This window comes from Parviterribacter multiflagellatus (genome assembly GCF_056863265.1).
The window spans coordinates 42,116-68,944 of sequence record NZ_JBXPIZ010000006.1; the positions used below are offsets into that span (position 1 = coordinate 42,116).

Annotated in this window: 24 protein-coding genes; 13 read left to right on the forward strand and 11 right to left on the reverse strand. The window is 74.2% G+C overall.

The genetic code is table 11. The annotated features are described in order from the left end of the window. Positions 1-32 precede the first annotated feature (32 nt). The 4 genes from AC1UE5_RS13805 to AC1UE5_RS13820 are packed head-to-tail and all read left to right on the forward strand — an operon-like array spanning position 33 to position 4,597. A complete protein-coding gene (locus tag AC1UE5_RS13805) occupies positions 33-1,499 on the forward strand; it encodes a DHA2 family efflux MFS transporter permease subunit (protein WP_482925042.1) in 1,467 nt (488 codons plus the stop codon). 18 nt (positions 1,500-1,517) lie between these two features. Then, positions 1,518-2,549 carry a lysylphosphatidylglycerol synthase transmembrane domain-containing protein gene (locus tag AC1UE5_RS13810; RefSeq protein WP_482924339.1) on the forward strand — a complete coding sequence of 344 codons (1,032 nt, stop codon included), beginning with the start codon at positions 1,518-1,520 and terminating at the stop codon, positions 2,547-2,549. A 33-nt stretch (positions 2,550-2,582) separates the two neighbouring features. Beyond that, a complete protein-coding gene (locus tag AC1UE5_RS13815; RefSeq protein ID WP_482924341.1) occupies positions 2,583-4,274 on the forward strand; it encodes a sodium:solute symporter family protein in 1,692 nt (563 codons plus the stop codon). Then, complete coding sequence (locus AC1UE5_RS13820) at positions 4,274-4,597, forward strand: hypothetical protein (protein WP_482924343.1); 324 nt, start codon at positions 4,274-4,276, stop codon at positions 4,595-4,597. Before AC1UE5_RS13815 ends, AC1UE5_RS13820 begins: the two co-directional genes overlap by 1 nt. On the opposite strand, the gene AC1UE5_RS13825 is transcribed toward AC1UE5_RS13820, so the two are convergent. The 8 genes from AC1UE5_RS13825 to AC1UE5_RS13860 form a co-directional block, all read right to left on the reverse strand. After that, positions 4,594-5,625 carry a galactokinase gene (locus AC1UE5_RS13825; RefSeq protein WP_482924345.1) on the reverse strand — a complete coding sequence of 344 codons (1,032 nt, stop codon included), beginning with the start codon at positions 5,623-5,625 and terminating at the stop codon, positions 4,594-4,596. The two genes, AC1UE5_RS13820 and AC1UE5_RS13825, sit on opposite strands and share 4 nt — an antisense overlap. Then, positions 5,622-6,920 (reverse strand): UTP--glucose-1-phosphate uridylyltransferase, encoded by a 1,299-nt coding sequence (locus AC1UE5_RS13830; protein ID WP_482924347.1) that lies wholly within the window; start codon positions 6,918-6,920, stop codon positions 5,622-5,624. The genes AC1UE5_RS13825 and AC1UE5_RS13830 overlap by 4 nt, the downstream gene beginning before the upstream one ends. Then, the gene (locus tag AC1UE5_RS13835; protein WP_482924349.1) at positions 6,917-7,711 is read right to left on the reverse strand and encodes a class I SAM-dependent methyltransferase; all 795 of its coding nucleotides are present in this window, start codon (positions 7,709-7,711) and stop codon (positions 6,917-6,919) included. The genes AC1UE5_RS13830 and AC1UE5_RS13835 overlap by 4 nt, the downstream gene beginning before the upstream one ends. A gap of 25 nt (positions 7,712-7,736) precedes the next feature. Continuing rightward, a complete protein-coding gene (locus tag AC1UE5_RS13840; RefSeq protein WP_482924351.1) occupies positions 7,737-9,149 on the reverse strand; it encodes a calcium-binding protein in 1,413 nt (470 codons plus the stop codon). Between the two features lie 104 nt (positions 9,150-9,253). Next, entirely contained in the window at positions 9,254-9,562 is a 309-nt protein-coding gene (locus AC1UE5_RS13845) for a hypothetical protein (RefSeq protein WP_482924354.1), read from the reverse strand. 71 nt (positions 9,563-9,633) lie between these two features. Next, on the reverse strand, positions 9,634-10,344 hold the full coding sequence (locus AC1UE5_RS13850; RefSeq protein ID WP_482924356.1) for an NAD-dependent epimerase/dehydratase family protein: 711 nt from the start codon (positions 10,342-10,344) through the stop codon (positions 9,634-9,636). Positions 10,345-10,375: 31 nt separating this feature from the next. Further along, on the reverse strand, positions 10,376-10,861 hold the full coding sequence (locus AC1UE5_RS13855) for a hypothetical protein (RefSeq protein ID WP_482924358.1): 486 nt from the start codon (positions 10,859-10,861) through the stop codon (positions 10,376-10,378). Between the two features lie 17 nt (positions 10,862-10,878). Beyond that, positions 10,879-12,327: a phytoene desaturase family protein gene (locus AC1UE5_RS13860; RefSeq protein ID WP_482924360.1), complete on the reverse strand. Its 1,449-nt coding sequence runs from the start codon at positions 12,325-12,327 to the stop codon at positions 10,879-10,881. Positions 12,328-12,435: 108 nt separating this feature from the next. Here AC1UE5_RS13860 and infA point away from each other — a divergent pair, with 108 nt between their 5' ends. The 9 genes from infA to AC1UE5_RS13905 all read left to right on the forward strand — a co-directional run bounded on the left by infA (position 12,436) and on the right by AC1UE5_RS13905 (position 25,090). Further along, on the forward strand, positions 12,436-12,654 hold the full coding sequence (gene infA / locus AC1UE5_RS13865; protein ID WP_482925044.1) for a translation initiation factor IF-1: 219 nt from the start codon (positions 12,436-12,438) through the stop codon (positions 12,652-12,654). Between the two features lie 318 nt (positions 12,655-12,972). Further along, complete coding sequence (locus tag AC1UE5_RS13870) at positions 12,973-14,253, forward strand: MlaD family protein (RefSeq protein ID WP_482924362.1); 1,281 nt, start codon at positions 12,973-12,975, stop codon at positions 14,251-14,253. Next, positions 14,250-15,749: an MlaD family protein gene (locus tag AC1UE5_RS13875; RefSeq protein WP_482924364.1), complete on the forward strand. Its 1,500-nt coding sequence runs from the start codon at positions 14,250-14,252 to the stop codon at positions 15,747-15,749. The genes AC1UE5_RS13870 and AC1UE5_RS13875 overlap by 4 nt, the downstream gene beginning before the upstream one ends. Before the next feature lie 4 nt (positions 15,750-15,753). After that, the gene (locus tag AC1UE5_RS13880) at positions 15,754-17,124 is read left to right on the forward strand and encodes an MlaD family protein (protein WP_482924366.1); all 1,371 of its coding nucleotides are present in this window, start codon (positions 15,754-15,756) and stop codon (positions 17,122-17,124) included. Continuing rightward, entirely contained in the window at positions 17,121-18,638 is a 1,518-nt protein-coding gene (locus AC1UE5_RS13885) for an MlaD family protein (RefSeq protein WP_482924368.1), read from the forward strand. The genes AC1UE5_RS13880 and AC1UE5_RS13885 overlap by 4 nt, the downstream gene beginning before the upstream one ends. Next, complete coding sequence (locus AC1UE5_RS13890; protein WP_482924370.1) at positions 18,635-19,936, forward strand: MCE family protein; 1,302 nt, start codon at positions 18,635-18,637, stop codon at positions 19,934-19,936. The genes AC1UE5_RS13885 and AC1UE5_RS13890 overlap by 4 nt, the downstream gene beginning before the upstream one ends. Then, positions 19,933-21,339, forward strand: coding sequence for an MlaD family protein (locus AC1UE5_RS13895; RefSeq protein WP_482924372.1), 1,407 nt, complete (start codon positions 19,933-19,935; stop codon positions 21,337-21,339). The genes AC1UE5_RS13890 and AC1UE5_RS13895 overlap by 4 nt, the downstream gene beginning before the upstream one ends. 30 nt (positions 21,340-21,369) lie before the next feature. Continuing rightward, positions 21,370-22,449 carry a UDP-N-acetylmuramate dehydrogenase gene (locus AC1UE5_RS13900; protein ID WP_482924374.1) on the forward strand — a complete coding sequence of 360 codons (1,080 nt, stop codon included), beginning with the start codon at positions 21,370-21,372 and terminating at the stop codon, positions 22,447-22,449. A gap of 10 nt (positions 22,450-22,459) precedes the next feature. After that, entirely contained in the window at positions 22,460-25,090 is a 2,631-nt protein-coding gene (locus AC1UE5_RS13905) for a sensor domain-containing protein (protein ID WP_482924376.1), read from the forward strand. On the opposite strand, the gene AC1UE5_RS13910 is transcribed toward AC1UE5_RS13905, so the two are convergent. The 3 genes from AC1UE5_RS13910 to AC1UE5_RS13920 are packed head-to-tail and all read right to left on the reverse strand — an operon-like array spanning position 25,087 to position 26,815. Next, entirely contained in the window at positions 25,087-25,662 is a 576-nt protein-coding gene (locus AC1UE5_RS13910; protein WP_482924378.1) for an ATPase, read from the reverse strand. The genes AC1UE5_RS13905 and AC1UE5_RS13910 overlap by 4 nt on opposite strands. Beyond that, a complete protein-coding gene (locus AC1UE5_RS13915) occupies positions 25,659-26,012 on the reverse strand; it encodes a TA system antitoxin ParD family protein (RefSeq protein ID WP_482924380.1) in 354 nt (117 codons plus the stop codon). Before AC1UE5_RS13915 ends, AC1UE5_RS13910 begins: the two co-directional genes overlap by 4 nt. Positions 26,013-26,032: 20 nt before the next feature. Further along, positions 26,033-26,815, reverse strand: a complete 783-nt coding sequence (locus tag AC1UE5_RS13920) for a DeoR/GlpR family DNA-binding transcription regulator (protein WP_482924383.1) — start codon at positions 26,813-26,815, stop codon at positions 26,033-26,035. Positions 26,816-26,829: the final 14 nt, after the last annotated feature.

Below are 26,829 nucleotides of genomic sequence, written 5' to 3' on the forward strand. Positions count from 1 at the left end.
CCACCAGCGACCAGGGGCTCGACAAGGGCCTGATGGCGATCGCGTGGGTCGTCGTCCTGGGATCGATCATGGCGATCCTCGACACCACCGTCGTGAACGTCGCCATCAACCACCTGACCCAGGACTTCGACACCTCGCTGTCGACCATCCAGTGGGTCATCACGGGCTACATGCTGGCGCTGGCGACGGTGATCCCGCTGACCGGCTGGGCCGCCCACCGCTTCGGCACCAAGCGCCTGTACGTCATCTCGATCGCGCTGTTCGCGATCGGCTCGGCGCTCTGCGGCGCCGCGTGGTCGGCCGAGTCGCTGATCGCGTTCCGCGTCCTGCAGGGCCTCGGCGGCGGCATGATCATGCCGGCCGGCATGACGATCCTCACGCAGGCCGCCGGCCCGCAGCGCGTCGGCCGCGTCATGGCCGTCGTCGGCATCCCGATGATGCTCGGCCCGATCATGGGCCCGATCCTCGGCGGCTGGCTCGTCGACGACGTCTCCTGGCGCTGGATCTTCTACATCAACCTGCCGATCGCGGCCGTCGCGCTGCCGTTCGCGCTGAAGGTCCTCCCCAAGGACGAGCCGCAGCACGGCGAGTCGCTCGACGTCCTCGGCCTCGCGCTCCTCTCGCCCGGCCTGGCCGCGCTGCTCTACGGCCTCGCCAAGACCGGCGAGGAGGGCTTCGGCCACGCCGGCGCCTGGGCGCCGACCGTCGTCGGCCTCCTGCTCGTCGTCGGCTTCGTGCTCCACGCGCTGCGCCACAGCAACCCGCTGCTCGACGTGCGGCTGTTCGCCAACCGCGCCGTCGGCTCCGCGGCCCTGACGATCACGCTGTTCATGCTCGCGTTCTTCGGCGCGATGCTGCTGCTGCCGCTCTACCTGCAGACCGTCCGCGGCGAGACCGCGCTCGACACCGGCCTGCTGCTCGCGCCGCAGGGCCTGGGCGCGATGGTGATGATGCCGGTCGCCGGCCGCCTCACCGACCAGATCGGCCCGGGCAAGCTCGTCCTCGGCGGCCTGCCGCTGGTCGCGATCGGCATGGCCTACCTGACGCAGGTCGGCGCCGACACGTCCTACTGGGCGCTCGGCGGTGCGCTGTTCGTGATGGGCCTCGGCATGGGCATGACGATGATGCCGACGATGTCGGCGGCCATCCAGCAGCTCAAGCGCGTCGAGGTCCCGCGCGCGTCGACGTCGCTGAACATCATCCAGCAGGTCGGCGGCTCGATCGGCACCGCGATCCTCTCGGTGCTCCTGACGAACGCGATCACCGACCGCATCCCGCAGGCCGAGGGCGGCACCGCCGGCATCGCCGCGATCCCGCCCGAGGCGCGCGCGCAGGTCACGCCGCTGCTGGCCGACGCGTTCGGCTCGGTGTTCGTGTGGGCGCTCGTGTTCATCGGGCTCGCCGCGATCCCGGCGCTGTTCCTGCCGCGCTCCAAGCCGGTTCCGGTCGACGAGGACGGCGACGCGGGCGACGCCCAGCCGGTCCTCATGCACGCCTAGCCGGAACCGATGTCCGCGATGCCCGCCACGACCCTCCCCGCCGACCAGGCCGTCGCGCCTCCGGCCGACGAGGGGAAGCGGTTGTGGCGGGGCATCGCGTCGCTCGTGCTCCTCGTCCTCCTGGTCGGCGCGCTGCTCCTCGCGGTGCCCGGCCTGGGCGAGGTGCGCGACGAGCTGCGGTCCGTCGCCCCCGGCTGGATCGCGCTCGCCGTGGTGCTGGAGCTGCTCTCCTGCCTCGGCTACGTGCTCGCGTTCCAGCACGTCTTCTGGCGCGTGCAGCGCCGGTTCGCCGCGCGCGTCGCGCTGAGCGAGATGGCGTTCGGCGCCGTCCTGCCCGCCGGCGGCGCCGGCGGGATCGCGATCGGCGCGTACATCGTCAAGGCGAAGGGCGGACCGCTCGGCCGCTTCGTCCAGCGCAGCGCGGTCCTCTTCCTCCTCACCTCCGGCGTCAACGCCGCCACGCTCGGCGTCGCCGGCGTCCTCGTGGCGACCGGCGTCCTCGACGCGCCCGGCTCGCCGCTCTACGGCCTGATCCCCGGCATCGCCGGGCTCGGCGGCGTCGCGCTCTTCGCCTGCCTGCCGCTGCTCGCCGCGCGCATCCCGCTCGGCCAGGAGCCCGGCCGCCTGCGCCGCTGGCTGCACGCGACCTCCGGCGTCGTGGCCGACGCGCTCCACGAGATCCGCCACCCGACCTGGCGGCTCGCGGGCGCGCTGATGTACCTGTGGTTCGACATCGCGATGCTGTGGGTCGCGTTCCGCGCGTTCGGCGAGGCGATGCCCGTCGGCGCCCTCACCCTCGCGTTCCTCATCGGGTACCTGGGGAACATCGTCCCGATCCCCGGCGGCATCGGGGCGCTGGACGGCGGCCTCGCCGCGGCGCTCGTCCTGTACGGCGCCTCGGCCACCACGGCGGCCGTCGCGGTGCTCGTCTACCACGCGCTCGTGCTCTGGATCCCGACCCTGCTCGGCACGATCGCGTTCCTGCTCGTCCGCCGCACGTTCGACGAGCCGATCGTCCTCCGCGCGCCGCTCCCGCCGCCGCGCGCGTAGCCCCGCCGGCCCCGAGCCGGGTTTGACGGGTGGATGGACGTGGCACGTTCAGCCGCAGTGCTCACGCTCGCCGACGCCCGTCTCGACATGAACGTGTTCGACTACGGGATCCTGCTCGTCTACTTCGCGCTCGTGCTCGGCATCGGCTGGATCGCCAAGCGCTACGTCAAGACGAGCCTCGACTACTTCCTCTCCGGAAGGTCGCTCCCCGCGTGGATCACGGGTCTCGCGTTCGTCTCGGCGAACCTCGGGGCGACGGAGATCCTCGGCAACGGAGCCAACGGCGCCCAGTACGGCGTCGCCACCGTCAACTACTACTGGATCGGGGCCATCCCGGCGATGGTCTTCCTGGGCATCGTGATGATGCCCTTCTACTACGGCTCCAAGGTCCGCTCGGTGCCGGAGTACCTGCTCAAGCGCTTCGACAAGCGCTCGCACCTGTTCAACTCGATCACGTTCGCGCTGGCGACCGTGCTCATCGCCGGCGTCAACCTCTACGCGCTGGCGCTCGTGCTCGAGCTGCTGCTCGGCTGGCCGATCCTCGTCGGCATCGTCGTCGCCGCGGGCATCGTCCTCGGCTACATCACGCTCGGCGGCCTCTCGTCCGCGATCTACAACGAGGTGCTGCAGTTCTTCGTGATCATCGCGGCGCTGATCCCGCTCACGGTCGTCGGCCTCACGGACGTCGGCGGGTGGAACGGCCTGAAGGACAAGATCCGCGAGTCCGACCTCGGCGAGGCGGGCCTGCACGCGCTGCAGGGCACCGGCGTCGGCGACGTCGTCAACCCGATCGGCGCGACGTGGATCGGGCTCGTGTTCGGCCTCGGCTTCGTGCTCTCGTTCGGCTACTGGACGACGAACTTCGCCGAGGTGCAGCGCGGCCTGTCGGCGCGCGACCTGTCCGCCGCGCGGCGCACGCCGCTGATCGCCGCGTACCCGAAGATCCTCATCCCGTTCGTGGTCGTGATCCCGGGCATGATCGCGCTCGTCCAGATCGAGGGGCTGGGGAGCGGCGAGGACCTCGCGTACAACTACGCGATCCCGCTGCTGATGAACGAGTACCTGCCGAACGGCATGCTCGGCATCGCGGTCACCGGGCTGATGGCGTCGTTCATGGCGGGCGTCGCCGCGAACGTCTCCGCGTTCAACACGGTGGTGACGACCGACATCATCGAGCCCTACCTCAAGAAGGACCAGGCGGACGCGTGGTACGTCTCGGCGGGCCGGCGGGTGACGGTGGGCGGGATCGTCGTCGCGATCGCCACCGCGCTGATCGCGTCCACGTACGACAACCTCATGAACTACCTGCAGGCGCTCTTCAGCATCTTCAACGCGCCGCTGTTCGCCACGTTCATCATCGGCATGTTCTGGAAGCGGATGACGCCGTCGGCGGGGTTGTGGGGGCTGATCGCGGGCACGCTCGCGGCGCTCTTCCTGTACGTGGGCTACAAGTTCCTCGACATCTTCAGCTTCGGCTCCGACCTCGACCAGTCGTTCTGGGGCGCGGGCGCGGCGTTCGTGGTGGACGCGATCGTCACCGTCGCCGTGACGCTCTTCACCAAGCCCAAGCCGCGCGAGGAGCTGCGCGGGCTGGTGTGGGGCATGTCGGTCACCGACACCGCGCGCGTGATCGTCGGCCGCGGGCAGCCGTGGTGGGAGTCGCCGATCGTCCTGGGCGCGGGCGCGCTCCTGCTGGCAACCGGCCTCACGGTGGTGTTCTTCTGATGGCGAAGCTCGAGGAAGCGAGCGACTCCGGCCGCGAGATGCAGGCCGCGAACCTGTTCGACCTGCGCCGGATCATCGGCGGGATGTTCGTCCTCTACGGGACGCTGTTGACGGTGCTCGGCATCTTCGACTCGGACGCCGAGGTCGAGAAGGCGGCGGGCGTGCGGATCAACCTGTGGGCGGGCCTGGGGATGCTGGTGCTCGCCGCGCTCTTCATCGCGTGGTCGCTGTGGCGGCCGCTCGGCAGGCAGATCGAGGACGCCGAGGCCGACGCGCGCGCGGCGGGGCACGACCCCGACGGCCCGCCGCCGCCCGGCCGCTAAGGGACGCGCAGGTGGGCGCCGGCGGCGGGGGTCACGACGGTGGCCCCTTCCGGCGGCGCCACGCCGGGCTCCAGCAGGCCGAGCACGTGGCCGCCGAAGCCGCCGCCGACCATGCGTGCGCCCGCCGCGCCGTGGGCCTTCAGCCCCGCGACCGCGCGCTCCACCATGGCCGTCGACGCCTCGTACTGGTCGCGCAGCGAGGCGTGGCTCTGGTCGAGCAGGCGCCCGACCTCCGGCAGGTCGCCGTCGCGGAGCGCCGCCACCGTCGCATCGACCCGCTCGCCCTCGTCGAGGACGTGGAGCACGCGCCGGCGCAGCGGGTCCGGGAGCCGCTCCGCCGCCGCCCGGTCGGCCTGCGCGACGTGCTCGACGCCCAGCCTGGCCGCCGCCTCGCGGCACTCGGCCCGGCGCGCGTTGTAGCCGCCGGACGCGTTGGAGTGCTGCTCGTGCGAGTCGACGGTGACGAGCGTCCAGCCGCGCATGTCGCACGGGACGCGCTGAACGTCCATCGTCGCGAAGTCGATCCGCAGCGCATGGCCCGGGCTGCCGAGGAGCGACGCGGTCTGGTCGAGCAGGCCGGTCTCCGCACCGACCCAGTCGTTCTCCACGCGCGAGCAGAGCGCGGCCAGCGCGGGCCGCTCCACCTCGGCGGGGTCGCGGCGCAGCAGCGCGAGCACGAGCGCCACCTCCAGCGCGGCCGACGACGACAGGCCCGAGCCGCGCGGCACGTCACCCGTGACCTCCAGCCGCGCGGGGCGCAGCTCGTGGCCGGCCGCGCGCAGCTCCGCCACGACGCCGCGGGCGAACGCGCGCCAGCCGTCAGCGCGCTCGACGCCGTCGAGCGCGAACCGGTCCTCCTCGCCGAGGTCGAGCGCGACGACCTCCACCGCACGTGAGCTCGAGGTCGTCGCCGTCACCGTGACGCCCTGGTCGATCGCGAACGGCAGCGCGAGCCCGCCGTTGTAGTCGGTGTGCTCGCCGATGAGGTTCACGCGCCCGGGCGCGAAGGCGACGACCCGGTCGCTCACCTGTGCACCTCCGCGTCGCCCTCGAAGACGGCGCCCGCGTCGAACGTGACGTCGCCGGTGACGGTGAGCGAGGTGGCGCGCCGCAGCGACGGCGGGCCGTGCGGGAAGCGCGCCTCGAAGTCCCCGAGCCGCTTGAAGTACCGGTCGTCGAGCGTCACCACGGGCGCGGCCTCCCGCGCGAACGCCGGCTCGACGCGCCCGTCCTCGCGCAGCGTGTACGCGTCGGAGCGGAGCACGAGCAGGTCGTTCGTCGTCTTCACCGGCACGAAGCGCGAGCGCGGCACGTGGATCGCGCGCGCCCCGTCGATCGCGCCGACCGCCGCGCCCATCGCGCTCTCCAGCTGGAGCACCGCGGGCGTCGAGGCGTCGGTCGGGTCGACGGTCTTGCGGTTGACGATCAGCGGGAGCTCCGGGCCCGCGGGCCGCTCCTCCAGGAGCGCGGCGAGCGCGCGCAGGTCGAGCCACAGGTTGTTCGTGTTGTACCAGCGCCACCGCTCGACGTCGGTGAACGAGGCGTCCCCGTCGGGCACCTGCGCGGTCTCGCGCAGCACGAGCCGGCCATCGCGGCGCAGGGCGAGGTGCCCGCCCTTGCGGTCGGCCGCGGTGCCCCGCACGACCTCCATCGCGAACGGCGCGCCGGTCTCCGCCAGCCACTCGGCGACGCGCACGTCCGCGACCGCTCCGAGGTTGTCGGCGTTCGACACGAACGCGTAGCGGTAGCCGCCGTCGAGCAGCTCGCGCAGCATCCCCGTCCCGGCCAGGGCGACGTACACCTCGCCGTGGCCGGGCGGGCACCACTCGAGCTCCGGGTTCGCCGGCCACTCCACGGGCGCGTGCGTGTCGGCCAGCAGCTTGGGCTCGCGGCCCTGCAGGAACTCCTGCGCTTCGGGGAGCGCGGCGCGCGACGGCCGGCTCGTCGCGCGCGAGCTCATGAGGACGAGCGGGAGCCGCGCCCCGGTCCGCTCGCGCAGCGCGCGGACCTGCCGCGCGATGACGTCGAGGAAGCTGAGCCCGTCCTTCGCCGTCACCGTCGACTTGGGCGCGGTGAGGCCCATCGACGTGCCCAGCCCGCCGTTGAGCTTGATGACCGCGACCGCGTCGAGCGCGCGCGGGTCGGCGTCCGCGGCGTCCTCGAGCGCGGGGACGTCGCCGACGGGCTCCAGCTCGTCGCCGGGCAGCAGCCCGGCGCGGGGGTCGTCCAGCGCGGCGAGCTTGGCCTCGAACGCCGCGACGGCCTGCGGCGACGCGCCGTCCGCCCGCAGCTTCGCGACCGCCGCCGCGCCGGCCCCACTCACGCCGGCACGTCGATCCGCGCGACGAGGAACGGGCTGTCCACGCGGAAGCGGTCCGGGTCCACGTTGCCCGCCGCGAGGATCGCGGTCAGCTCGTCGAGCAGCTGCTCGTAGCGCGCGGAGGGGAGCGCCGCGCGGAGCGTGTGCCACGACGGGTGGTCGCGGTCCTGCTTCTCGATCCACGCCCGCGCCGACGGGGCGGTGAACGGGAGCGCGTGCTCGGTGGTCGTCACGCGCGCGGGCGCGAACAGCCGCTCCAGCGTCTCCGGCGAGCCCCAGTCGAGGTGCTGCGCCTTGGCCCCGCCGGGCACCGGCGCGCCGGCGTCGCCGGCCTCCGCGGCCGCAGCGCGCGAGGTGCGCATCATGTCCGCGAGCGCCCCGCGCGCGATCCACGTGGCAAGCACGATCCGCCCGCCCGGGCGCGTCACCCGCAGCAGCTCCTGTGCCGCCTTCGCCGCGTCGGCGGCGAAGATCACGCCGAAGACGGAGAGCACCACGTCGAAGCTCGCGTCCTCGACCGGCAGCGCCTCCAGGTCGCCGGGGAGGAACGACGTGCGGTCGTCCACCCCGTCGGCGATCGCCCGCTCGCGGGCCACCCCCAGCAACCGCTCCGCGCCGTCGACGCCCACGACCTCCGCGCCGCGGGCCGCCGCGGCGAGCGCCGCGTTCCCGGTCCCGCACGCCACGTCGAGGACCCGCTGCCCGGCGGAGACGCCGGCCGTCTCGACCACCAGGTCGGAGGCCGGCGCCAGCTCCGCCGCCGTCGTCTCGTACTGCCCCGCGTTCCAGTCCATGCGGGGCCCAGCCTATGGCGTCCTTCTAGCGTCCTCGCGAGATCTGCACGACGATCGTCGTCCCGCTCGCGAGCTTCGTCCCGGCCTTGACGGCGCGCAGCCTGCGGCCCTTCTTGACCTTGAGGCCGACGACCCGGCCCTTGCGGACCTTCTTCGAGCTCACGCGCACCGTCCGCACCTTGCACCTGGCCTTGGTGAGCTTGCTGCGCGTCGGCTTGAGCAGCGCGCCGCGGGCGACCTTCGGGACGACGCAGCGGGCCGCGGCCCTGCTGCCGCCGCGCGGGGTCGTGCCGCCGCCGGGCGGGGTGGCGGGCGCGCCGCGGTCGACGTTCTCGCACGACTGGGCGACGGTGTCGATCGCGTCGGCGATGACGGTGTCGTTGCCGACGCCGCACTCGATCGAGTCCTGCTCGCCGTCGCGCGCGTGGACGGTGTCGTTGCCGAAGAGGCCGCGGCAGACGAGGAAGTTGCACGAGCCCGAGCCCGGCCCGGCGTTGACGTTGTCCCGGCCGGGACCGGGGTCGATCGTATCGTCGCCGTTGCCGGCCTCGATGTCGTCGTTGCCCGCGCCGCCGCGGATGACGTCGGCGTAGTCGTAGGTGCGCAGGCGATCCGGACCGGGCGAGCCGGTCAGCTCCGAGCCGCCCGCCCCGCTCTGCATGACCTCGAGCGTGACCGGGTCGGCGCCCGCGACGAAGCGCGTGACGACGTACGAGCGGTAGGTCTCGATGCCGACGACGTTGTCGCCCTCGCCGGGGCCGCCGTCGTTCGCGGCGCCGTCGTAGCTGAGGTCGATCCGCTCGACGCCGCTGTACGTGTCCTTCAGCGTGTCGACCCCCGGCCCGCCGTCGATGACGTCGGCGCCGCGGACGGTCACCGCGTCGCCGTCGAGCTCGTCGTTCCCCTCGCCGCCCCGCAGGACGTCGCTGCCGACGCGATCGGCGAGCGTGTCGTTCCCGGCGCCGCCGTCGAGCACGTCGTTGCCCTCGCCGCCGTGGAGCCTGTCGTCGCCGTCCTGGCCGTTGATCGCCATCCCGAGCCCGTAGCTGCCGCCGCTCAGGTCGTCGTTGCCCGGGCCGCCGTTGATCCCGATCTGGATGCCCTGCGGCGCGGCGGCGCTCGCGTCGAAGTGGTCCTCGCCGTCGCCCAGCTCGAAGGTGATGGCGGCGATGCCGGCCGGCGGGCACACGATCGTGCCGGCGGTCTCCTCCGTGCACTCGGGCGGGAAGCTCGCGATGCCCGCGGCGTCGCGGATCGACAGCTTGCCGCTGGAGAAGAAGTCCTGGTCGATCGTGATGCGGTTCGCCTCGCCCGGCGCGGCCTGCAGCTGCAGGGCGGAGCCGCTGCGGGTGACCTGCGAGGCGTCGGCCGCGGCGGGGAGGAGGAGGGCCGCGGCGCACGCTGCGCCGGCGATCGCCCTGAAGCTCGTGCGTGGCATGTCGGCGACCGTAAGCGCGGCTCTGGCGCGCCGCATCGGCGGAACCCCCGGACCCGGGCGCAGCGCCCCCGGCCGGCGCGTTCGGGCCGATGCGGCGCGACGCGTCAGAAGGTCGTCGTCGTGGTGGTCGTCTCGGCGCCGAAGGTCGCACCGAGCATGAGCGCGACGACGACGAAGGCGACGAACATCGCGCCGATCGCCACGCCGCACCAGCCCAGCGTCGACCCGACCGACGCGAGGTCCCGGTCGGCGCGCCGCCCGCCGTGGTGGTCCACGCGCTCGTGCGCGCGGCCGGCGAGGACGATGGCGAGGATGGCGAACACGAACGGGAACGCCAGCCCGATCGCGCCGAACACGACGGATGCGATGGCGCCCCGGTCGAGACGCGGCGGGAGGGACGTGGTGGGATGCATGACGTGCCTTTCGGGTCGTTGATGAGGCACGGCGTCAAGGGGCGGGGCGGCGGAGGTTCGCCCCCGCCGGGTCAGGTGAGCGGGTGCGTGGGGCGCCAGCCGCGGGACTCCGCGAGGGCGGTCGAGACGCGGCGGCCGCCGGCGTGCGGGAGCGGGGTGGCGACGTTGACCGGGCCGGCGGGCCAGTCGAGGGCCGCGACGGTGGCCGCGGCCGCGTCGTCGACGTGGACGAACGCCGACCAGGCGGGGTCGGTCGGCAGCGTCTCGGGCGTGTCGTACCACGTGCCCGGGCCGGTGAAGAACCCGAAGCGCAGGACGACGCCGCGCGGCATCTCCGCCACCGCGGCCTCCAGCGCCGCGACGCCGTCGTAGCCGCGCGCGCCCGGGTCGAGCGGCTGGTCCTCGGTCGCCGGGCCGTCGTCGCCGGCGGCGTAGAGCCAGGCGATCGACTGCGCGACCATCGCCTCGACGCCCGCCGCCCGCGCCGCGTCGACGAGGTTGCGCGTGCCGTCGATCCGCAGCCGCGAGTTGGCCGCGAAGTCCTGGTCGCCGAGGTCGGTGAGCTGGTGGACGACCACGTCCGGCCGCGCCGCCGCGACCGCCGCACGCACCGCGTCCGCGTCGAACGCGTCGGCCACCGTCGCGCCGGCGCCCGTGGCCCGGAGGTCGTCGGCGCGCGCGGCGCTCCGCGTCATGCCCGTGACGTCGTGGCCGGCGTCGAGGAGGAGCGGCACGAGCCGCCGCCCGATCGCGCCGGTCGCACCGGCGAGGAAGATCCGCATGCGGCCGACTCTAGGCCGCACTGGACCTCGATCAGGAGGCCAGTACCTCTTCGGATTCGAGGGCCACTTGCGGCAGCGCGTCGATCCGCCACCGCCCGCCCTCGCGCCGCAGCTCGACCTTCTTCCCGGTGAGCGCGACACCCGGCAGGTCCTTGATCGAGGCGGGCGGCTCGCCGTACGTCGCGGTGGCCCGGTCGCCGTCGACCTCGGCCGTCTCGGCGTGGTAGCTCGTCATCGCGTCGATCTGCTCGCGCGTCATGGTCTCGCGCATCGACGCCGCGGTCTGCCGCCACTGGTCGACGCAGTCCTTCGCGCCCGTCTGCGCGGCCATCTCGCGCCGCAGCCGCTCCGTGTAGTACGTGCACGTCGCGGCGTAGTCGCCGCGCGCGAAGGTGACGTTCGACTGCTTGACGGCCTCGAGCACGGCGGCCTCCTCGTCACCGGAGGAGTCCGAGCCGCCACATCCGGCGAGCGCGAAGACGACGACGGTGGCGGACACGGCGAGGCGGAGGTTCACGGGGCGGGACCGTAGCGCTACCGCCCCAGCACCGCCATCGCGGCGTTGTGGCCGCCGATGCCGCTGACGCCGCCGCCGCGCACCGCGCCCGCGCCGCAGATCAGGATCCGCGGATCGTCCGTCGCGACGCCCCAGCGCTCCGCGGCGGTGGTGGCGGGCGCGCCGTCCTCCCGCCAGGGCCAGGCGAGCTCGCCGTGGAAGATGTTGCCGGCCGGCAGGCCGAGCTCGGCCTCGAGGTCGAGCGGGGAGCGGGCCTCGATGCACGGGTTGCCGTCGGCGTCGAGCGCGAGGCAGTCGCGGATCGGCTCGTCGAGGAGCTCGTCGAGGTGGTCGAGGTAGCGCTCGACCAGCACCGCCTTCGTGAACTCCGGGTCGCGCCGGAACAGCGCGGCGGGGGTGTGGAGCCCGAACAGCGTCAGGGTGTGGAAGCCCGGCGGCACGATCGACGGGTCGGTGAGCGAGTGGCAGTACAGCTCGGCGGGCGCCGGGTCCGGAAGGTCCCCCGCCGACGCGGCGCGCCACGCCGCCTCCAGCTCGTCCTCGCGCTCGTGCAGCCGCAGCGTCCCCGCGAACGCCTGCTCGGGCGGGATGCCGCTCCGCAGCCGCGGCAGCCGCGTGAGGAGGAGGTTCACCTTCGTCTGGCACCCCTCCGCGACCGCGCGCACCGGCTGGCCGCGCAGCGCGTCCAGCACGGATGGCGCGACGTTGGCCAGCACCCACTCCGCCTCCACGGTGCGCTCGGCACCGGTGGCGTCGCGGTAGGTCACCGCGGTGGAGTCGACGTGGAGCACCTCGGCAGAGCGCTCGACGCGCGCGCCCGCGCGCGAGGCCGCCCGCTCCAGTGCCGCCGACACGGCGCCCATCCCACCGACCGGCACCCGCCAGGGCCCGCCGACCACGTGGTAGAGGAAGCACCGGTTCTGCGCGAGCGCGTCGTCGTACAGCGACGCGAACGTGCCGATCAGCCCGTCGGTGCCCACGACGCCGCGCACGAGCGACGAGTCGAACCGCGCGGCGAGCGTGTCGCCGAGGGGCGTCTCGACGAACGCGCGGAACGCGTCGGCGCCGACGGCGGCCCGGACCTCCGCCCGGGTCGGAAGCGGCGCGAGGACGGACGGGAAGAGCGCGGCCGCGAGCGCGTCGGTGGCGGCGTAGAACGCGTCCCACGCCTCCTGCTCCGGGATCCGTCCCGGCGCGAGCAGCTCCGGCGGCGCGCACGCGACGACCGGCCGCGTCCGCAGCTCGACGTCCACGCCGAGGTCCGCCGCGATCTGCCGCGGCAGCAGCGACACGAGGTACGCATACCGTGAGAGGCGCGCGGCGTGCCCCGCGAACGGCTCCTCGCTCACGGCGGCGCCGCCCACGGACGCGCGCCGCTCCAGCACCAGCACCGACTTCCCCGCCCGCGCGAGGTACGCGGCCGCGACGAGCCCGTTGTGCCCGCCGCCGATGATCACGACGTCCATCGCCGCGGACCGTAGCGACCCACGTCACAAAGCGTGACGACCGTCTCCCAAGGCCCCGCCGCCGCCGCCCTATCCTGGGAGGGTCGGCATGGAGGAGGTGATGAGCCAATAGCAGTTGAAGAGAAGGTCGCGTTCGAAGGCGAAGTCGTCGAGGCGCTGCCCAACACCATGTTCCGCGTGGAGCTGGAGAACGGACACCAGGTCCTCGCGCACCTCGCGGGGAAGATGCGCCGTTTCCGCATCCGCGTGCTTCCCGGGGACCGCGTGCGCGTGGAGGTCTCCCCGTACGACCTGGATCGCGGTCGCATCGTCTACCGCCACAAGTAGGCGTCCACCCCACCCCCGATCGCGGGGGCGGCGCGGGTCTGTCCCTGAGCCGCGCCGCTAGGCCGCCGCGACCGCCGAACGTGCGGCCCGCGGCGTCAGCCGCTGCTGCGGCCCCTTGAGCGCGCCGGCGCGGCGAAGGAGTCGCGCATGTCGCCCACGCCTCGGCGACACGTCCGCCGGGTCGTTCTCCACCGGCCATCGCGCCAGAACGCACGCGTTCAGGGAACCGGCGCACGAGTGGGACACCGTCGGTACAACTCGTACCACGGAGAGCTCCTGGTGGGGGGAAGGGTCCGAGCTGTCGCGCTGTGCGCGCTCGTGGCCGCGATCGTGGCGGCGGGCTGGATGCTGCTCACGTCCGGGTCGCATCCGTACCGCATCACGGCGGTCGCGCAGGACGCCGGCCAGCTCGTGAAGGGCAACCTCGTGAAGATCGGCGGCGTCGAGGTCGGCACCGTCGAGTCGATCGAGCTGGGCGACCGCAGCGAGGCGCTCATCACGATGAAGATCGAGGAGGAGCGCTTCAAGCCGCTGCACCGCGGCACGAAGGCGACGATCCGCTCCACGTCGCTGTCCAGCGTCGCCGGCCGCACGGTCGCGCTCCAGCCCGGCCCGAACGACGCGCCGGAGATCCCGGACGGCGGCACGATCCCGCCGCAGGACGTCGAGCCGATCGTCGACCTCGACCAGGTCATCAACACGCTCGACGCGTCGACCCGCGCCGCGTTGCAGGACCTCACGCACGGCGGCGCCGAGGCGCTCGGCGGCCGCGGCAGGGAGACCCGCGCCGCGCTGAGGTCGCTCAGCCCCGCGCTGCAGGAGGCCACCGCGACCGCGGGCGAGCTGCTGCGCGACCAGCGGGCGTTCGAGCAGGCGCTCGTCACGTCGGCGGGCGTGATGGACGCGGTCGCCGGCGAGCGTGCGGCGCTCGAGCGCAGCCTGGGCAACGGCGCCGCGACGATGAACGCGCTCGCGCGCGAGCGCCGGGCGCTCGACGACACGCTGCGGCGCGCGCCCGACACGCTCCGCGCCTCGAACTCGATGCTGGCGGAGCTGCGCACGGTGCTGAAGGAGCTGCGCCCCGCGCTCCGCGAGGCGCAGCCAGTCGCCACGCGGCTCGTGCCGGTGATGCAGGACGTCCGCCCGGTCGTCCAGCAGGCCCGGCCGGTCGCGCGCGACCTGCGCGCGCTCCTCCCCGACGTCAGCGGCGTCCTGACGCGGCTCCCGCAGACCGAGAGGTCGGCCACGCCCGCGCTGAAGTCCGCCACCAGCGCGCTGAAGGCCGCCGACCCCGTCGTCGGCGCCGCGCGCGTGTACACGCCGGACCTCGTCGCCGGCCTGCTCAACGGCTTCGGCGGCACGACCGGCGGCTACTACGACGCCAACGGCCACTACGTGCGGATCGCGCTGGCGGGCAACACGGCCTCGCTGCAGGGCGTGCTGTCGAACGTGCAGCTCCCGACGCTCGACCCGGTCGTCTCCTGGCGGCGGGACCGCGTGGCGCGCTGCCCGGGCGCGGCCACGCAGGCGCGCGACGGCAAGGGCAACCCCTGGCACGCGCCCGAGGCCAAGTGCGACCCGGAGGACGACCTGAAGTGAGGCGGCTCGGCGCGCTCCTGCTCGTCCTCCTCGGCGGCGCGGCCGTGTTCCTCGCGCTGGGCGCGGGCGGCGACGACGGCCCGGGCGGCGGTGGGACGTACCGGTTCGCCGCGATCTTCGACAACGCGAGCTTCCTCATCGACGGCAACGAGGTCCGCATCGCGGGCGCGCCGGTCGGCACCGTCACGCGCGTCAGCCTCACCGAGCACCGCAAGGCGCGGATCGAGATGGAGATCGACGGGCGGTTCGGGCCGTTCCGCGCGGACGCGGACTGCACGATCCAGCCGCAGTCGCTGATCGGCGAGAAGTTCATCCAGTGCGCGCCCGGCTCGGAGCGCGCCGCGCCGCTGAAGGGCGACCCTCCGGTGCTCGGCCTGGAGGGCACGCACGCGCCGGTCGACATCGACCTCGCGTTCGCCGCGCTGCGCGAGCCCGCGCCGGAGCGGCTGCGCATCCTCATCAACGAGCTGGGCTCCGGCCTGGCCGGCCGCGGCCGCGAGCTGACCGCCGTCATCCGCCGCGCGAACCCCGCGCTGGAGCAGTCACGGCGCGTGCTCGACGTCCTGGGCGACGACCGCGACCGCCTGAAGGCGCTGGCCGACGAGGCCGACCGCGTCGTCGGCAGCCTCGCGCGCGAGCGGGACACGGTGGGCAAGGCGATCGACCGCACCGCCGAGGTGACCGGGACACTGGCGACGCACCGCGGCGACCTGGGCAAGACGCTGGACCGCCTTCCCGGGCTGCTCGCGGAGGCCAAGCCGTCGCTGCAGAAGCTCGAGACGCTCACCCGCGACGGCCGCCCGATCCTCGCCGACCTCGAGCGGGCCGCGCCCGCGATCACGCGCCTGAGCCGCGACGTCGGCCCGCTCGCCGACGCCGCCCGGCCCGCGCTCGACCGGCTCGGGAAGGCCGCGAAGACGGGCGAGCCCATCCTCCGCAAGGCCGCGCCGCTCGTCGACCAGCTCCAGGCGTTCGCGGCCCGGGCCCTGCCGACGGGCGACCTGCTCGCCCCGCTGCTGGAGAGCCTGCGCTCCACCGGCACGATCGAGGGCCTGCAGGACTTCGCGTACTACGCCGCGCAGGCGACCGCGCGGTACGACCGCTACTCGCACATCCTGCCGGCGCACCTGATGCTGAGCGAGTGCGCCCTGTACGCGGTCAAGCCGGTGCCGGAGTGCGACGCGAACTTCACCGGCCGCGGCGCGGAGCGACGGGAGGAGCGCAAGCGGAAGGACCGCGAGAAGGACCCGGCCTCCACATCAAGCGGCGGCGGGAGCTCCGAGGAGCCCGCCCCGCAGCAGCAGGCGACCGAGGAGCAGCAGGTCGACCCCGCGCCCGCGCAGCCCGCGCCGGTCCCGCAGGCCACCGAGGAGCAGCAGGCCGCGCCGCAGCAGCAGACGCCGGCGCCCGAGCAGGCCCAGCCGCAGCAGCCCGCCCAGCAGGACCCGGCCGACGAGGGCCCGGTCAAGGACCTCCTCGACTACCTCCTCGGATGACGCGATGAACCGGCGCGGCCAGCACTCGATCCAGGCGAACCCGATGCTCATCGGGGCGGCGACCGTGCTCATCGTGCTCGTCGGCGTCTTCCTCGCCTACAACGCCAACAGCGGGCTGCCGCTCGTCCCCTCGTACAAGCTCACCGTCGAGGTCCCGGACGCCGCGCGGATGAACAAGGGCAACGAGGTGCGCCTGCTCGGCCGCCGCGTCGGCGTCGTGGAGAGGATCACCGCGCGCGCCAAGCCCGACGGCTCCACCTACGCCCGCGTGGCCGTGAAGCTCGACAAGGCCGCCGGGCCGCTCGCCGCGGACACGACCGCGCGCGTGCGACCGCGCTCGACGCTCGGGGCCAAGTACCTGGAGCTGACGCCGGGCGACGCCCGGCGCACGATCCCCGACGGCGGCACGCTGCCGCTCAAGCAGTCCAAGCCGGTCGTGGAGATCGATCAGGCGCTGGCGATGTTCGACGCCGAGACGCGGCGCGGCCTGCGCGGGACGCTGATCGGCGTCAGCGACGGCCTCGCCGGGCGCGGGCAGGACTTCAACCAGGCGCTGGTGGCGCTCGAGCCGCTGCTCGGCCGGCTCTCGCCCGTCGCGCGCAACCTCGCCGACCCGGACACCGGCCTGCGCGAGGCGATCGGCGGGCTGACGTCCGCGATGCAGGCCATCGCGCCGGTCAGCGACGAGCTCAACGGCGTGCTGCGCGGGGCGGTCACGACGTTCGAGGCGGTCGACGAGGCCGAGCCCGACCTGGTCGAGGCCCTGGAGATCGCGCCCGAGACCGCGACCGCCTCGGCCCGCTCGCTGCGCGCGATCCGCCCGGTGCTGACCGACGCCGCGCAGCTCGCGGTCGACCTGCGGCCCGGCGCGAGGCTCCTGCCCGGCGCGCTCGACGGCGTCGCCGACCTGAGCCGCCAGGGCGCGCCGGTGCTCGACCGCGCCGTCGACCTCGGGCCGCAGCTGCAGGAGACGCTGGAGTCGGTCGGGCGGCTCACCGACGAGCCCGCGACGTCCGGCGCGGTGGTCGGCCTGACGAAGGTCGTCGGCTCGCTGGAGCCGACGCTGCGCGAGCTGACGCCGTTCCAGGTCCAGTGCAACTACCTGGGCCTGTGGACGCGCAACGCGTCGTCGACGATCAGCGAGGGCGACGCGCTCGGCACGTGGTTCCGGTTCACCCCGGTGCTGCGACCGGCCGAGTTCCTCCAGCGCGCCAAGCCCGCTCAGGACCTCCACGTCAACCCGTACGGGTCGTTCGACGGCGAGTGCGAGACGGGCAACGAGCCGTACCTGCCCGGCACGCGGATCGGCAGCGTGCCGGGCAAGCAGGCCAACCGCACCGAGGCCACCGCGCCCCCGAAGGCGGTGGGCCGGTGAGCGTCCGCCCGCGCCGGCGCCGCGCGTTCTCGCGCCGCTCCTATGAGGAGCGACGCCGCACCTACGTGCTGTGGGGGCTCGGGACGGTCGCGCTCGTCTCGGTCGGGCTCTTCTTCGCGTTCGGCGGCCGCCCGCCGCTGGTCGACGACGGCTACCAGGTGCAGGCCGTCATGCGCAACGCGAGCGAGCTGCGGCCCGAGGCGCCGGTGCGCATCGCCGGCGTCAACGTCGGCAAGGTCAAGCGGATCGAGCGCGGCCCCGGCACGACCGCGATCGTGCACCTGCAGATCGACGAGTCGGCGCGGCCCCTGCACGAGGACGCGTCGCTGAAGGTCCGCCCGCGGCTCTTCCTGGAGGGCAACTTCTTCGTCGACCTCAAGCCGGGCAGCCCGAGCGCGCCGGAGCTGCGCGACGACGGGACGATCCCGCTCGGGCGCACCTCCACGCCGGTGCAGCTCGACGAGGTGCTGAGCACGCTCGACGCCGACGGGCGGGGCCAGCTCCAGGTGCTCCTGCGCGAGACCGGCCGGGCGCTCGACGAGGGCGGCGCGGAGGACCTCGGGGCGGCCCTCGACGCGACCGCGCCCGCGCTCCAGCCCACCGCGGAGGTGCTCAGCGCGCTGCGCGGGCTGGAGGACCGCGACCTGTCCGAGACGGTCGTGTCGGTCGCGCAGGTGACGACGAAGCTCGACGCGCGGCGCAAGGAGCTCGCGGGCCTGATCGACGGGCTCGACCGCACGGCCGGCGCGCTCGCCGCCGAGGACGAGTCGCTGTCGGCGACGATCCGCGGGCTGTCGAGCACGCTGCGGGAGGCGCGCCCTGCCCTCCGCGCGATCCGCTCCGCGATGCCGGAGGCGCGCACGTTCACCGCCGACGTCCGGCCGCTGCTGCGCCGCGCGCCCGCGACGCTCGACCTGCTCCGCCCGCTGCTGAACGAGGCCGAGCCGCTGCTGCGGCCCGAGGCGCTGCCGACCCTGACGCGCACGCTGCGCCCGCCGGTGCAGAAGGTGTCGGCGCTCCAGCCGCAGCTGGAGACGCTGCTGGACAAGGTCACGCCGGTCACCGACTGCGTGCGCGACCAGGTCGTGCCGACGATCTCGACGCCGGTCGAGGACGGCGAGCACACGACCGGGCGCGAGCCGTACCTGGAGCTGATGAGCGCGCTCGTGGGGCTGGCCAGCGCGTCGTCGAACTTCGACGGCAACGGCCACTCCGTGCGCTACCTCGCCGGCTTCGGCGAGCAGCTGATCTCGACCGGCCGGCTGCCCGGCCTCGGCGCGCTCAGCGGCCTGTCGCCGCTTCCGCTCGAGGCCGCCCGCCCGGCGCCGCCGAAGCGCAAGCCGCCGTTCCAGACCGCGGAGGCGTGCCGCGACCAGCAGCGGATCGATCTCTCCGCGAAGACCGCGCCGGCGCCGGCCACGCGGGACGCGCCGGGGCTCTCGCGGCAGGACAAGAGCCTGCTGCGCCAGGCGCTCGACGCGACGCTCGCCCCGAAGAAGGGCGGTGGGAAGTGAGCCGCAGGCCGCTGCAGCGCCTCCTCCCCCGCTGGGAGCTGCTCGCCATCGCCGGCATCGTCACGGCGGGCCTCGTCGTCGCCGCGTACGTGCTCTCCAACCAGCGGCTGAAGTTCCCGTGGGAGGACACGTACACGATCAGCGCCGAGCTCTCGACCGCGCAGGCCGTCGCGCCGGGGCAGGGCCAGATGATCGCGGTGGCGGGCGTGCAGGTCGGCGAGGTCGGCGAGGTGCGGCTGCGCGACGGGCGCGCGCTGGTGAAGATGGACATCGACCGCGACAAGCTCCCGGCCGTCCACGCCGACGCGACCGTGCTCGTCCGTCCGAAGACGGGCCTGCAGGACATGGCGCTCCAGCTCGACCCGGGCTCGCCGCGCGCCCGCAGGCTCGACGAGGGCGCCGTGATCCCGGTCTCGCGGACGCGGCCGAACGTCAACCTCGACGAGGTGCTCGCCGCGCTCGACACCGACGCACGCGACTACCTGCGCATCATGCTGAGCGCGAGCGCGGACGGCCTCGACGGGCAGGGCGCACGGCTGCGGCGGCTGCTGTCGGCGGGCGCGCCGACCCTGAAGCAGACACGGCGGGTCACGGCCGCGATGGCCGAGCGCGACAAGGAGCTGCGACGGCTGGTCAGCAGCCTGCGCCGGCTGGGCGGGACGGCGGCGGCGCACGACGACCAGCTCGCGGCGCACGTCGAGGCGGGCGACGCGACGCTGCGGACGGTCGCCGACCACGACCGCGCGCTGCGTACGACGCTCCGCGAGCTGCCCTCGACGCTGAGCGCCGCCCGCGGTGCGCTGAGCCAGGCCACGCCGTTCGCGCAGGAGCTCGAGCCCGCGCTGCGCGAGCTCGGCCCGGCGGCCGGCCGGCTGACCGAGGCGCTCCCGCGCGTCGACCCGCTCCTGCGCGACGCCAAGCCGGCGGTCACGCAGATCCGCGGGCTGACCAAGGAGGCCATCCCGGTCGCGCGGAAGCTCGACCCGGCCGTGCGCGACCTGAGCGCGGTGACGCCGGCGCTGACCCGCTCGTTCGACGTCCTCACGCGCGTGGTCGACCAGCTCGGCTACAACCCGCCGGGCGAGGAGGAGGGCTACCTGTACTGGCTCACGTGGTTCCTCCACAACGGCGCGTCGGTGTTCTCGGTCGACGACGCGCAGGGCGCGGTGTGGCGCGGCGCGCTGATGATGTCGTGCTCGTCGTACGGCGCGCTGCAGGACGTCGCGCCGCTGCTGTCGGCGATCACCGCGCTGCCGCTCTGCCCGGACGACCCGACCGCGCAGGAGCACACCCGATGACGACGCAGGCGCCGACGCTCGGGAAGATCGCCACGATGGTCGTGTTCGCGCTGTCGTGCTTCGGCCTGCTGCTGTACCTGTGGACGTCGTTCGGCGGCTCGGTGCCGATGGGCCCGCAGGGCTACCGGTTCAGCGCGGACTTCGACGGCGCGACGCAGCTGCCCGAGCAGTCGGACGTGCGGATCTCCGGCGTCGGCGTCGGGAAGGTCGTGAAGATCACCGACAGCCCGCGCGGCGGCATCCGCGCGGTGATCGAGCTCGAGGAGAAGTACGCGCCGCTGCCGCGCAACGCGCGGGCGGTGCTGCGGCAGAAGACGCTGCTGGGCGAGACGTTCGTGGAGCTGTCGCCGGGCGACAAGCGGCGCGGGATGCTGCGCGACGGCGGCGTGCTGCCGGCGTCGCAGGTGCGCCAGACGGTCGAGCTCGACGAGGTGCTGCGGGCGTTCGACGCGCCAACCCGGCGGGATCTCAAGGTCTTCCTGACGGGGCTCGCGGACGGCCTGGATGGCCGGGGGCAGGAGCCGAGCGACGCGACCGGCTCGCTGGAGCCCGCCGTGAGCGAGGCCGACGACCTGCTGCGCGTGCTGGACGCGCAGCAGCGCGCCGTGACCTCGCTGATCCAGGACACCGGCACGACGTTCGGGGCGCTCGGGCGGCGGAGCGCCTCGGTGCAGGGGCTCGTGCGCGCGACCGACACGCTCCTGGCGACGACGTCCGCGCGCGACGAGGAGCTGAAGCGGACGCTGAAGGTGCTGCCGACGTTCCTGCGCGAGACGCGCCAGACCCTGCGTGCAGCCGAGTCGGCGAGCGCGGACGCGGCGCCGCTCCTGCGGACGCTGAAGCCGGTCGCGCCGCTCGTGCCGCCGACGCTGCGCGACACGACCGCGCTCCTGCCCGACGCGAAGGCGCTGCTGGCGGAGCTGCCTGCCGCGTTGGACGCCGCCGACCGTGGTCTGCCCGCGGCGTCGCGGACCGTCGACGCCGCACGTGAGGCGATGCCGCAGCTCCACACCGCGGCCCGCGACCTGCGGCCCGTCGCGGACTACCTGGGGAAGTACCGGGCCGAGCTGATGGGCACGTTCGCCAACGTCGCCGCGGCGACCAACGACACGTTCAAGCACCCCGGCGCGAAGGACGCGCTCCACTACCTGCGCGTGATGATCCCGATCACCACCGAGGCGTTCGTCATCAACAAGAAGCGCATGGGCACGAACCGCACCAACGCCTACCGCGCGCCCCGCGGTCTCGACCGGCTCGGCGCCCCCGGCGGCCTGGAGTCCTTCGACTGCTCGCACACCGGCAACACCCAGCTCCTCCCCGTCCTCGGCACCTCCCCGCAGGGCTGCAAGGAGCAGGCGGAGGGCTTCAGCCGGCTGGAGCGCGACCCGCCCTACGCCCGCTGACCCGCCGCGCGCGCTCGTAGCCTCTGGCGGGTGCCCGAGCCTGTCCGCCTCGCCGACCTGACCACGCTGCGCCTCGGCGGCCCGGCCGCGCGGTACGTCCGCGCCGACACGGAGGCCGCGCTGGTGGCCGCGGTGCGGGAGGCGGATGACGCGGGCGAGCCGGCGCTCGTGCTCGGGGGCGGCAGCAACGTCGTCGTCGCCGACGAGGGGTTCGACGGGACGGTGATCCACGTGCGCACGCGCGGGATCGAGCGCGACGGGGACGCGATCACCGTCGCGGCCGGGGAGCCGTGGGACGACGTCGTCGCGCACGCGGTGGCGGAGGGGCTCGCGGGGATCGAGGCGCTGTCCGGCATCCCGGGCGCGACCGGCGCGACGCCGATCCAGAACGTCGGCGCGTACGGGCAGGAGGTCGCGGACACGATCGTCGCCGTGCGCGTGCTCGACCGCACCGACCACGCGATCCGCACGCTCGCGCCCGAGGAGTGCGGGTTCGCGTACCGCTCCTCGACCTTCAAGCGCACGCCCGGCCGCTACGTGGTGCTGGCGGTGACGTTCGCGCTGACGGCGGACGGCGGCGCGTCGCGGCCGGTCAGGTACGCCGAGCTGGCGCGCGCGCTGGGCGTCGAGGTCGGCGCCACAGCCGCGCTGGAGCGCGTGCGCGAGGAGGTCCTGGAGCTCCGCCGCGGCAAGGGCATGGTGCTCGACGCGCAGGACCCCGACAGCGTCTCGGCCGGCTCGTTCTTCACGAACCCGATCCTCACGCCCGCGGAGTTCGACGCGCTCGCCGAGCGCGTGCACGCGATCCAGGGCCCGAGCGTCCGCCCGCCGAGCTGGCCCGAGACCGACGGCCGCGTCAAGACGTCGGCGGCGTGGCTGATCGAGCGGGCCGGCTTCGCGAAGGGCCACGGCGACCCCGCCACGGTGGCGATCTCCAGCAAGCACACGCTGGCGTTGACCAACCGCGGTGGGGGCACGACGGGGCAGCTCGTGGCCCTTGCGCGTGAGGTCGCTGATGGCGTGTACACGACCTTCGGTGTACATCTCCACCCAGAGCCCGTCTTCGTCGGCGTTGGTTGGATTCAAGCCGGGACCGCTCAAGGTCGATGACGCGGGAAGCGTGTCCGCGCTTCCCCCACACCTGGATCCTGCCGCGCTCCTGAGCCTGGAAGCCGGCACGGGTCTCGACGAGATCGCCCGCGCGCTGATGCGACCGTTGCCGGGTGTCGGCGTCGCGGTGTTCGACCGGGAGCTGCGCACGCTGCTGGCTGAGGGCCCGCTGCTCACCTCCGGCGGCTACAGCTCCCAGCTCGTCCGCGGCCGCACCTTCGAGGACTTCATCCCGGCGCCGGTCGCGTCCCAGATCGTCCCGCACCTGCGCGACGTCATCGCCACGGGCGAGCGCCGCACGTTCGAGCTCGCGAGCGTCGCCGGGCGCCACGACGGCCGGGGCGGGCGCACGTACGCGCTCGTCGCCGGGCCCGTGCTCGACGAAGAAGGCCGCGTCACCGGCGGCGTCACGCTCGCGTTCGACGTCACCGATCGCGCCCGCGCCGGGCGCACGCTCGCGGAGGCCGAGGCGCACTACCGGCTGCTCGCCGAGACGGCCACCGACGTCGTGAGCCTCCACAGCCTCGACGGCAGCTACCACTACGTCTCGCCGTCGGTCGAGACCGTCCTCGGCTTCACCCCGCAGGACATGCTCGGCCGCCGCGCCCGCGACTTCGTGCACCCGGACGACCTGGAGGGGCTCGGCCGCTTCACCAGACGCCTCGCCGAACGCGGGGCCGCGGGGAGCTGGACCTACCGCCACCTCACGGGGGAGGGCACGTACGTGTGGATGGAGAGCTCGCTGAACGTGATCCGCGAGCCGGTCAGCGGCCGCGTGCGCGAGCTGCGCGTCTCCTCCCGCGACGTCTCCGCCCGCGTCGAGCAGGAGGAGCGCGTCGCCGCCGCCACCGAGGAGCTGCGCCGCCGCCTCGCCCAGACCAGCGCGCTCGCGCGGCTCGGCGAGCAAGCGCTCGAGGATCCCGACCTCACCACCCTGCTGGAGGCGTCCGTCGTCGCCGTCGCCGAGACGCTCGAGGTGCCGCTGACCGCCGCGACCGAGATCCGCGGCCCCGGCGAGCTGCCGCTCGTGCGCGCCGGCGTGGGCTGGGACGCGGGCGTCGTCGGCAACCTCGTCGAGGTCGCCGACCGCAACGACGACGTCGCCCTGGGCCTGCTCGCGGACGGGCCGGTCGAGGAGGTCTCGCCGCACCTGCGCTCGACGCAGATGGAGGCACACGGCGTCCGCGCGTCGGTCTTCGTCCTGGTGGGCGAGCACGACGCGCCGTGGGGCGTGCTCAGCGCGCACGACCGGACCGACCGCGCGTTCGACGACCACGACCGCGACTTCCTCCAGGCCGTCGGCCACATCATCGGCGACGCCGTGCGGCGCCGCCGCTCGGAGGAGGCCGCGCGCCACGACGCGCTGCACGACCGGCTCACCGGCCTCCCCAACCGCACGCTGCTCGTCGACCGCATGCGCCACGGGCTGCGCCGGCGCAGCGAGGGCCGCATCGCGGTGCTGCTGCTCGACCTCGACGACCTGAAGATGATCAACGAGTCGCTCGGCCACGGCGCGGGCGACCAGGTGCTGTGCGAGGTCGGCCCGCGGCTGACGTCGGCGCTGCGGCCGGGCGACACGATCGCGCGGTTCGCGGGCGACACGTTCGCGGTCGTCTGCGAGGACATCGTCGACGAGACGCACGCGCAGCGGCTGGCCGAGCGGGTCGCTGGCGCCTTCGGGCGGCCGTTCGTGATCGGCGAGGAGCAGCTCTTCGTCACCGCGCGCGTCGGCGTCGTGCTGTCGTCGGGCACCGAGGCGCCCGAGGACCTGCTCCGGGACGCGGACGCCGCGCTGTACCGCGCGAAGGAGTCCGGGCACCGCTACGAGCTGTTCGACCCGCGCCTGCGCGAGCGCGCGATCGCCCGCCTGCGCACCGAGTCCGACCTGCGCCGCGCCCTCGGCCGCGACGAGCTTCTGCTCCAGTACCAGCCGTACTGGAGCCTCCCCGGCCGCACGCTCGCCGGTGTCGAGGCGCTCGTGCGCTGGCAGCACCCCGAGCGCGGCCTGATCCCGCCCGGCGAGTTCATCCCGATCGCCGAGGAGAGCGGGCTGGTCGTGCCGCTTGGGACGTGGGTCCTGCGCGAGGCGTGCCGCCAGCTGGCGGTGTGGCGGCGCGACCATCCGGAGGCGGCGGCCGGGCTGCGCCTGCGCGTGAACCTCTCCGCCCGTCAGGTGTCGCAGCCGGGCCTCGTCGACCTCGTCGCGCGGGCGCTGGTCGACCACGGCATCCCGGCGGACGCACTCGGGTTGGAGATCACCGAGGGGCTGCTGATGCAGGACTCCGAGGCGGTCGCCGCCACGCTGCGCGGGCTGAAGGAGCTGGGCGTGCGCCTGGTGCTCGACGACTTCGGCACCGGCTACTCGTCTCTGAGCTACCTGCAGCGCTTCCCGATCGACCAGCTCAAGATCGACCGCTCGTTCGTCTTCGCGCTGGAGGAGCGCGAGGAGAGCCGCGCCATCGTCCGCGCGATCGTCGGGATGGCGCACGCGCTCGGCCTCGGCGTCGTGCCCGAGGGCGTGGAGACCGAGGCGCAGCTCACCACGCTCGTCGAGCTGGGCTGCGAGTTCGCCCAGGGCTTCCTGCTCGCGCGGCCGCTCGACCCGGCCGACGTCGCCGCGCTGCTCGCGCCGGCGCGCTAGAGGGCGGCGACCAGCTCCGGCGGGGTCCAGACGGGCCACGACGGAGCGACGACGGGTCGCCCGCGCTGGTAGACGGCCACCGGCCGGAACGGCGTGGTCCGCGTGTTGTCGTAGAACGTCGTCCGGTGCGCCACCCGCTGCGCCTCGCCGACGAGCCCCCACAGGCGCCGGTAGCGCTCGCGGATCTTCTGCTCGGGCACCGCATGCCCACCATGCTCGACGCGGTAGACCACACGGTGGACCGCCAGCTCCTCCGGCACGAGCATCACGTGCAGCTCCACGAGGTACCCGGCGCCGACGGCACGGCCGATCAGCTCGACCTTGCTGCGGTGGCTGAAGACCGTCTCGGTGATGAACGAGGCGCGGGCCGCGATCGCGGAATCGCGGCGTGCCGCGGCGGCCTCCGCGGCCTCGTACGCGTGGCCGAGCTCGTCGCCTGGCCACCGCTCCGCAGCGATCTCGTCCGCGTTGATGAACGGCAGGTGCGTGACCGGCTCGAGCACCTCCGCGACGAACGTCGACCTCCCCGAACCGTTCGGTCCGGCGAGGACGTGCAGGACGGGGGTCTTCACTCGGCGGGATCGCGGACGACGAGGGCGCCGTCGTCATCCGCCTCTGCCCAGCGTGAGCCTGCCTGGCGCAGGCGCTCTTCGAAGTCCAGCCCGGAGATCCGCGCGGCGATCCGGTCGTCCCACTCGACGCGTGCCAGCGCCTGCTCGGCGCCGTTGAGCGCGTCGTACGGGACCTCGCCGGACAGGACGCGCTCGATCGCGTCGTGCGTGACCGCCGGCGACGCCTCGAGCGCTCTGCCCAGGCGCGCCCAGTGGTCCAGCTGCTGCGCCGCGCTGCGGCTGTGCAGCTCGCCCGCCGACCGTGCCGCGTCGAACAGGCCCCGGTCGATCCGCGTCGGCATCGTCGCCATGCCGCGACTGTAGCAGTCTGCTACACGGTGCTGCTACCCGCGACGATGACGTCGATCGCGTGGTCGTCGACCGCGGGCCGGCACGCCTCGGGCAGCGGCTCGTCGGTGACGATCTGGTCGATCGCGTCGGCGTCGCAGACCTTGATGAAGCCGGCCATGGAGAGCTTGTCGGCGTCGGCGAGCAGCGTGACGCTCTCGGCCGACTCGATCATCGCGCGCTTGATCGGGACCTCGACCATCGTGGAGTCCCACACCCCGAGCTGCGCGTCGACCGCGCTCGTGCCGAGGAAGAGCACGTTCGCGTTGAGCTGCCGCAGCGAGCCCTCCGCCAGCATCCCGACGAGCGAGCGGTAGTTCCGCCGCACGACGCCGCCGGGGAGGATCAGCTCGATCGCCTCGTCGTCCCGCAGCTCCTCGTACACCGCGAGGCTCGTCGTCACGACCGTGATCGGCCGCCCGCGCAGGTGGCGCGCCGCCTGCAACGTCGTGGTGCCGATGTCGATCATCACCGTCTGGCCGTCCTCGACCAGCGCGGCGGCCGCGGCGCCGATGCGGTCCTTGGCGTCGAAGCGCTCCACCGCGATCTCGTCGAACGGCCGCTCGCTGGAGGCGTTGACGGCGCCGCCGCGGACGCGCTCGAGCTTGCCGTCCCGGGCCAGCTCGCGCAGGTCGCGCCGGACGGTCATCTCGGAGACGCCGAAGCGGCGTGCGAGGTCGGCGACGTGCGTCGACCCGGTCCGCACCGCGCGGAGGATCTCCTGCCGTCGTTGGGCCGGGATGGTGTGCCGCGGCCTCGCGCTCACCTGGGCATCCTGCC

Coding starts and splice junctions, on each gene's coding strand:
- AC1UE5_RS13805 (WP_482925042.1), top strand. CDS start 33: ATGGCGATCGCGTGGGTCGTCGTCCTGGGATCGATCATGGCGATCCTC.
- AC1UE5_RS13850 (WP_482924356.1), bottom strand. CDS start 10,344: ATGCGGATCTTCCTCGCCGGTGCGACCGGCGCGATCGGGCGGCGGCTC.
- AC1UE5_RS13880 (WP_482924366.1), top strand. CDS start 15,754: ATGAACCGGCGCGGCCAGCACTCGATCCAGGCGAACCCGATGCTCATC.
- AC1UE5_RS13845 (WP_482924354.1), bottom strand. CDS start 9,562: ATGCATCCCACCACGTCCCTCCCGCCGCGTCTCGACCGGGGCGCCATC.
- AC1UE5_RS13860 (WP_482924360.1), bottom strand. CDS start 12,327: ATGGACGTCGTGATCATCGGCGGCGGGCACAACGGGCTCGTCGCGGCC.
- AC1UE5_RS13815 (WP_482924341.1), top strand. CDS start 2,583: ATGGACGTGGCACGTTCAGCCGCAGTGCTCACGCTCGCCGACGCCCGT.
- AC1UE5_RS13915 (WP_482924380.1), bottom strand. CDS start 26,012: ATGGCGACGATGCCGACGCGGATCGACCGGGGCCTGTTCGACGCGGCA.
- AC1UE5_RS13835 (WP_482924349.1), bottom strand. CDS start 7,711: ATGGACTGGAACGCGGGGCAGTACGAGACGACGGCGGCGGAGCTGGCG.
- AC1UE5_RS13820 (WP_482924343.1), top strand. CDS start 4,274: ATGGCGAAGCTCGAGGAAGCGAGCGACTCCGGCCGCGAGATGCAGGCC.
- AC1UE5_RS13810 (WP_482924339.1), top strand. CDS start 1,518: ATGCCCGCCACGACCCTCCCCGCCGACCAGGCCGTCGCGCCTCCGGCC.
- AC1UE5_RS13895 (WP_482924372.1), top strand. CDS start 19,933: ATGACGACGCAGGCGCCGACGCTCGGGAAGATCGCCACGATGGTCGTG.
- AC1UE5_RS13840 (WP_482924351.1), bottom strand. CDS start 9,149: ATGCCACGCACGAGCTTCAGGGCGATCGCCGGCGCAGCGTGCGCCGCG.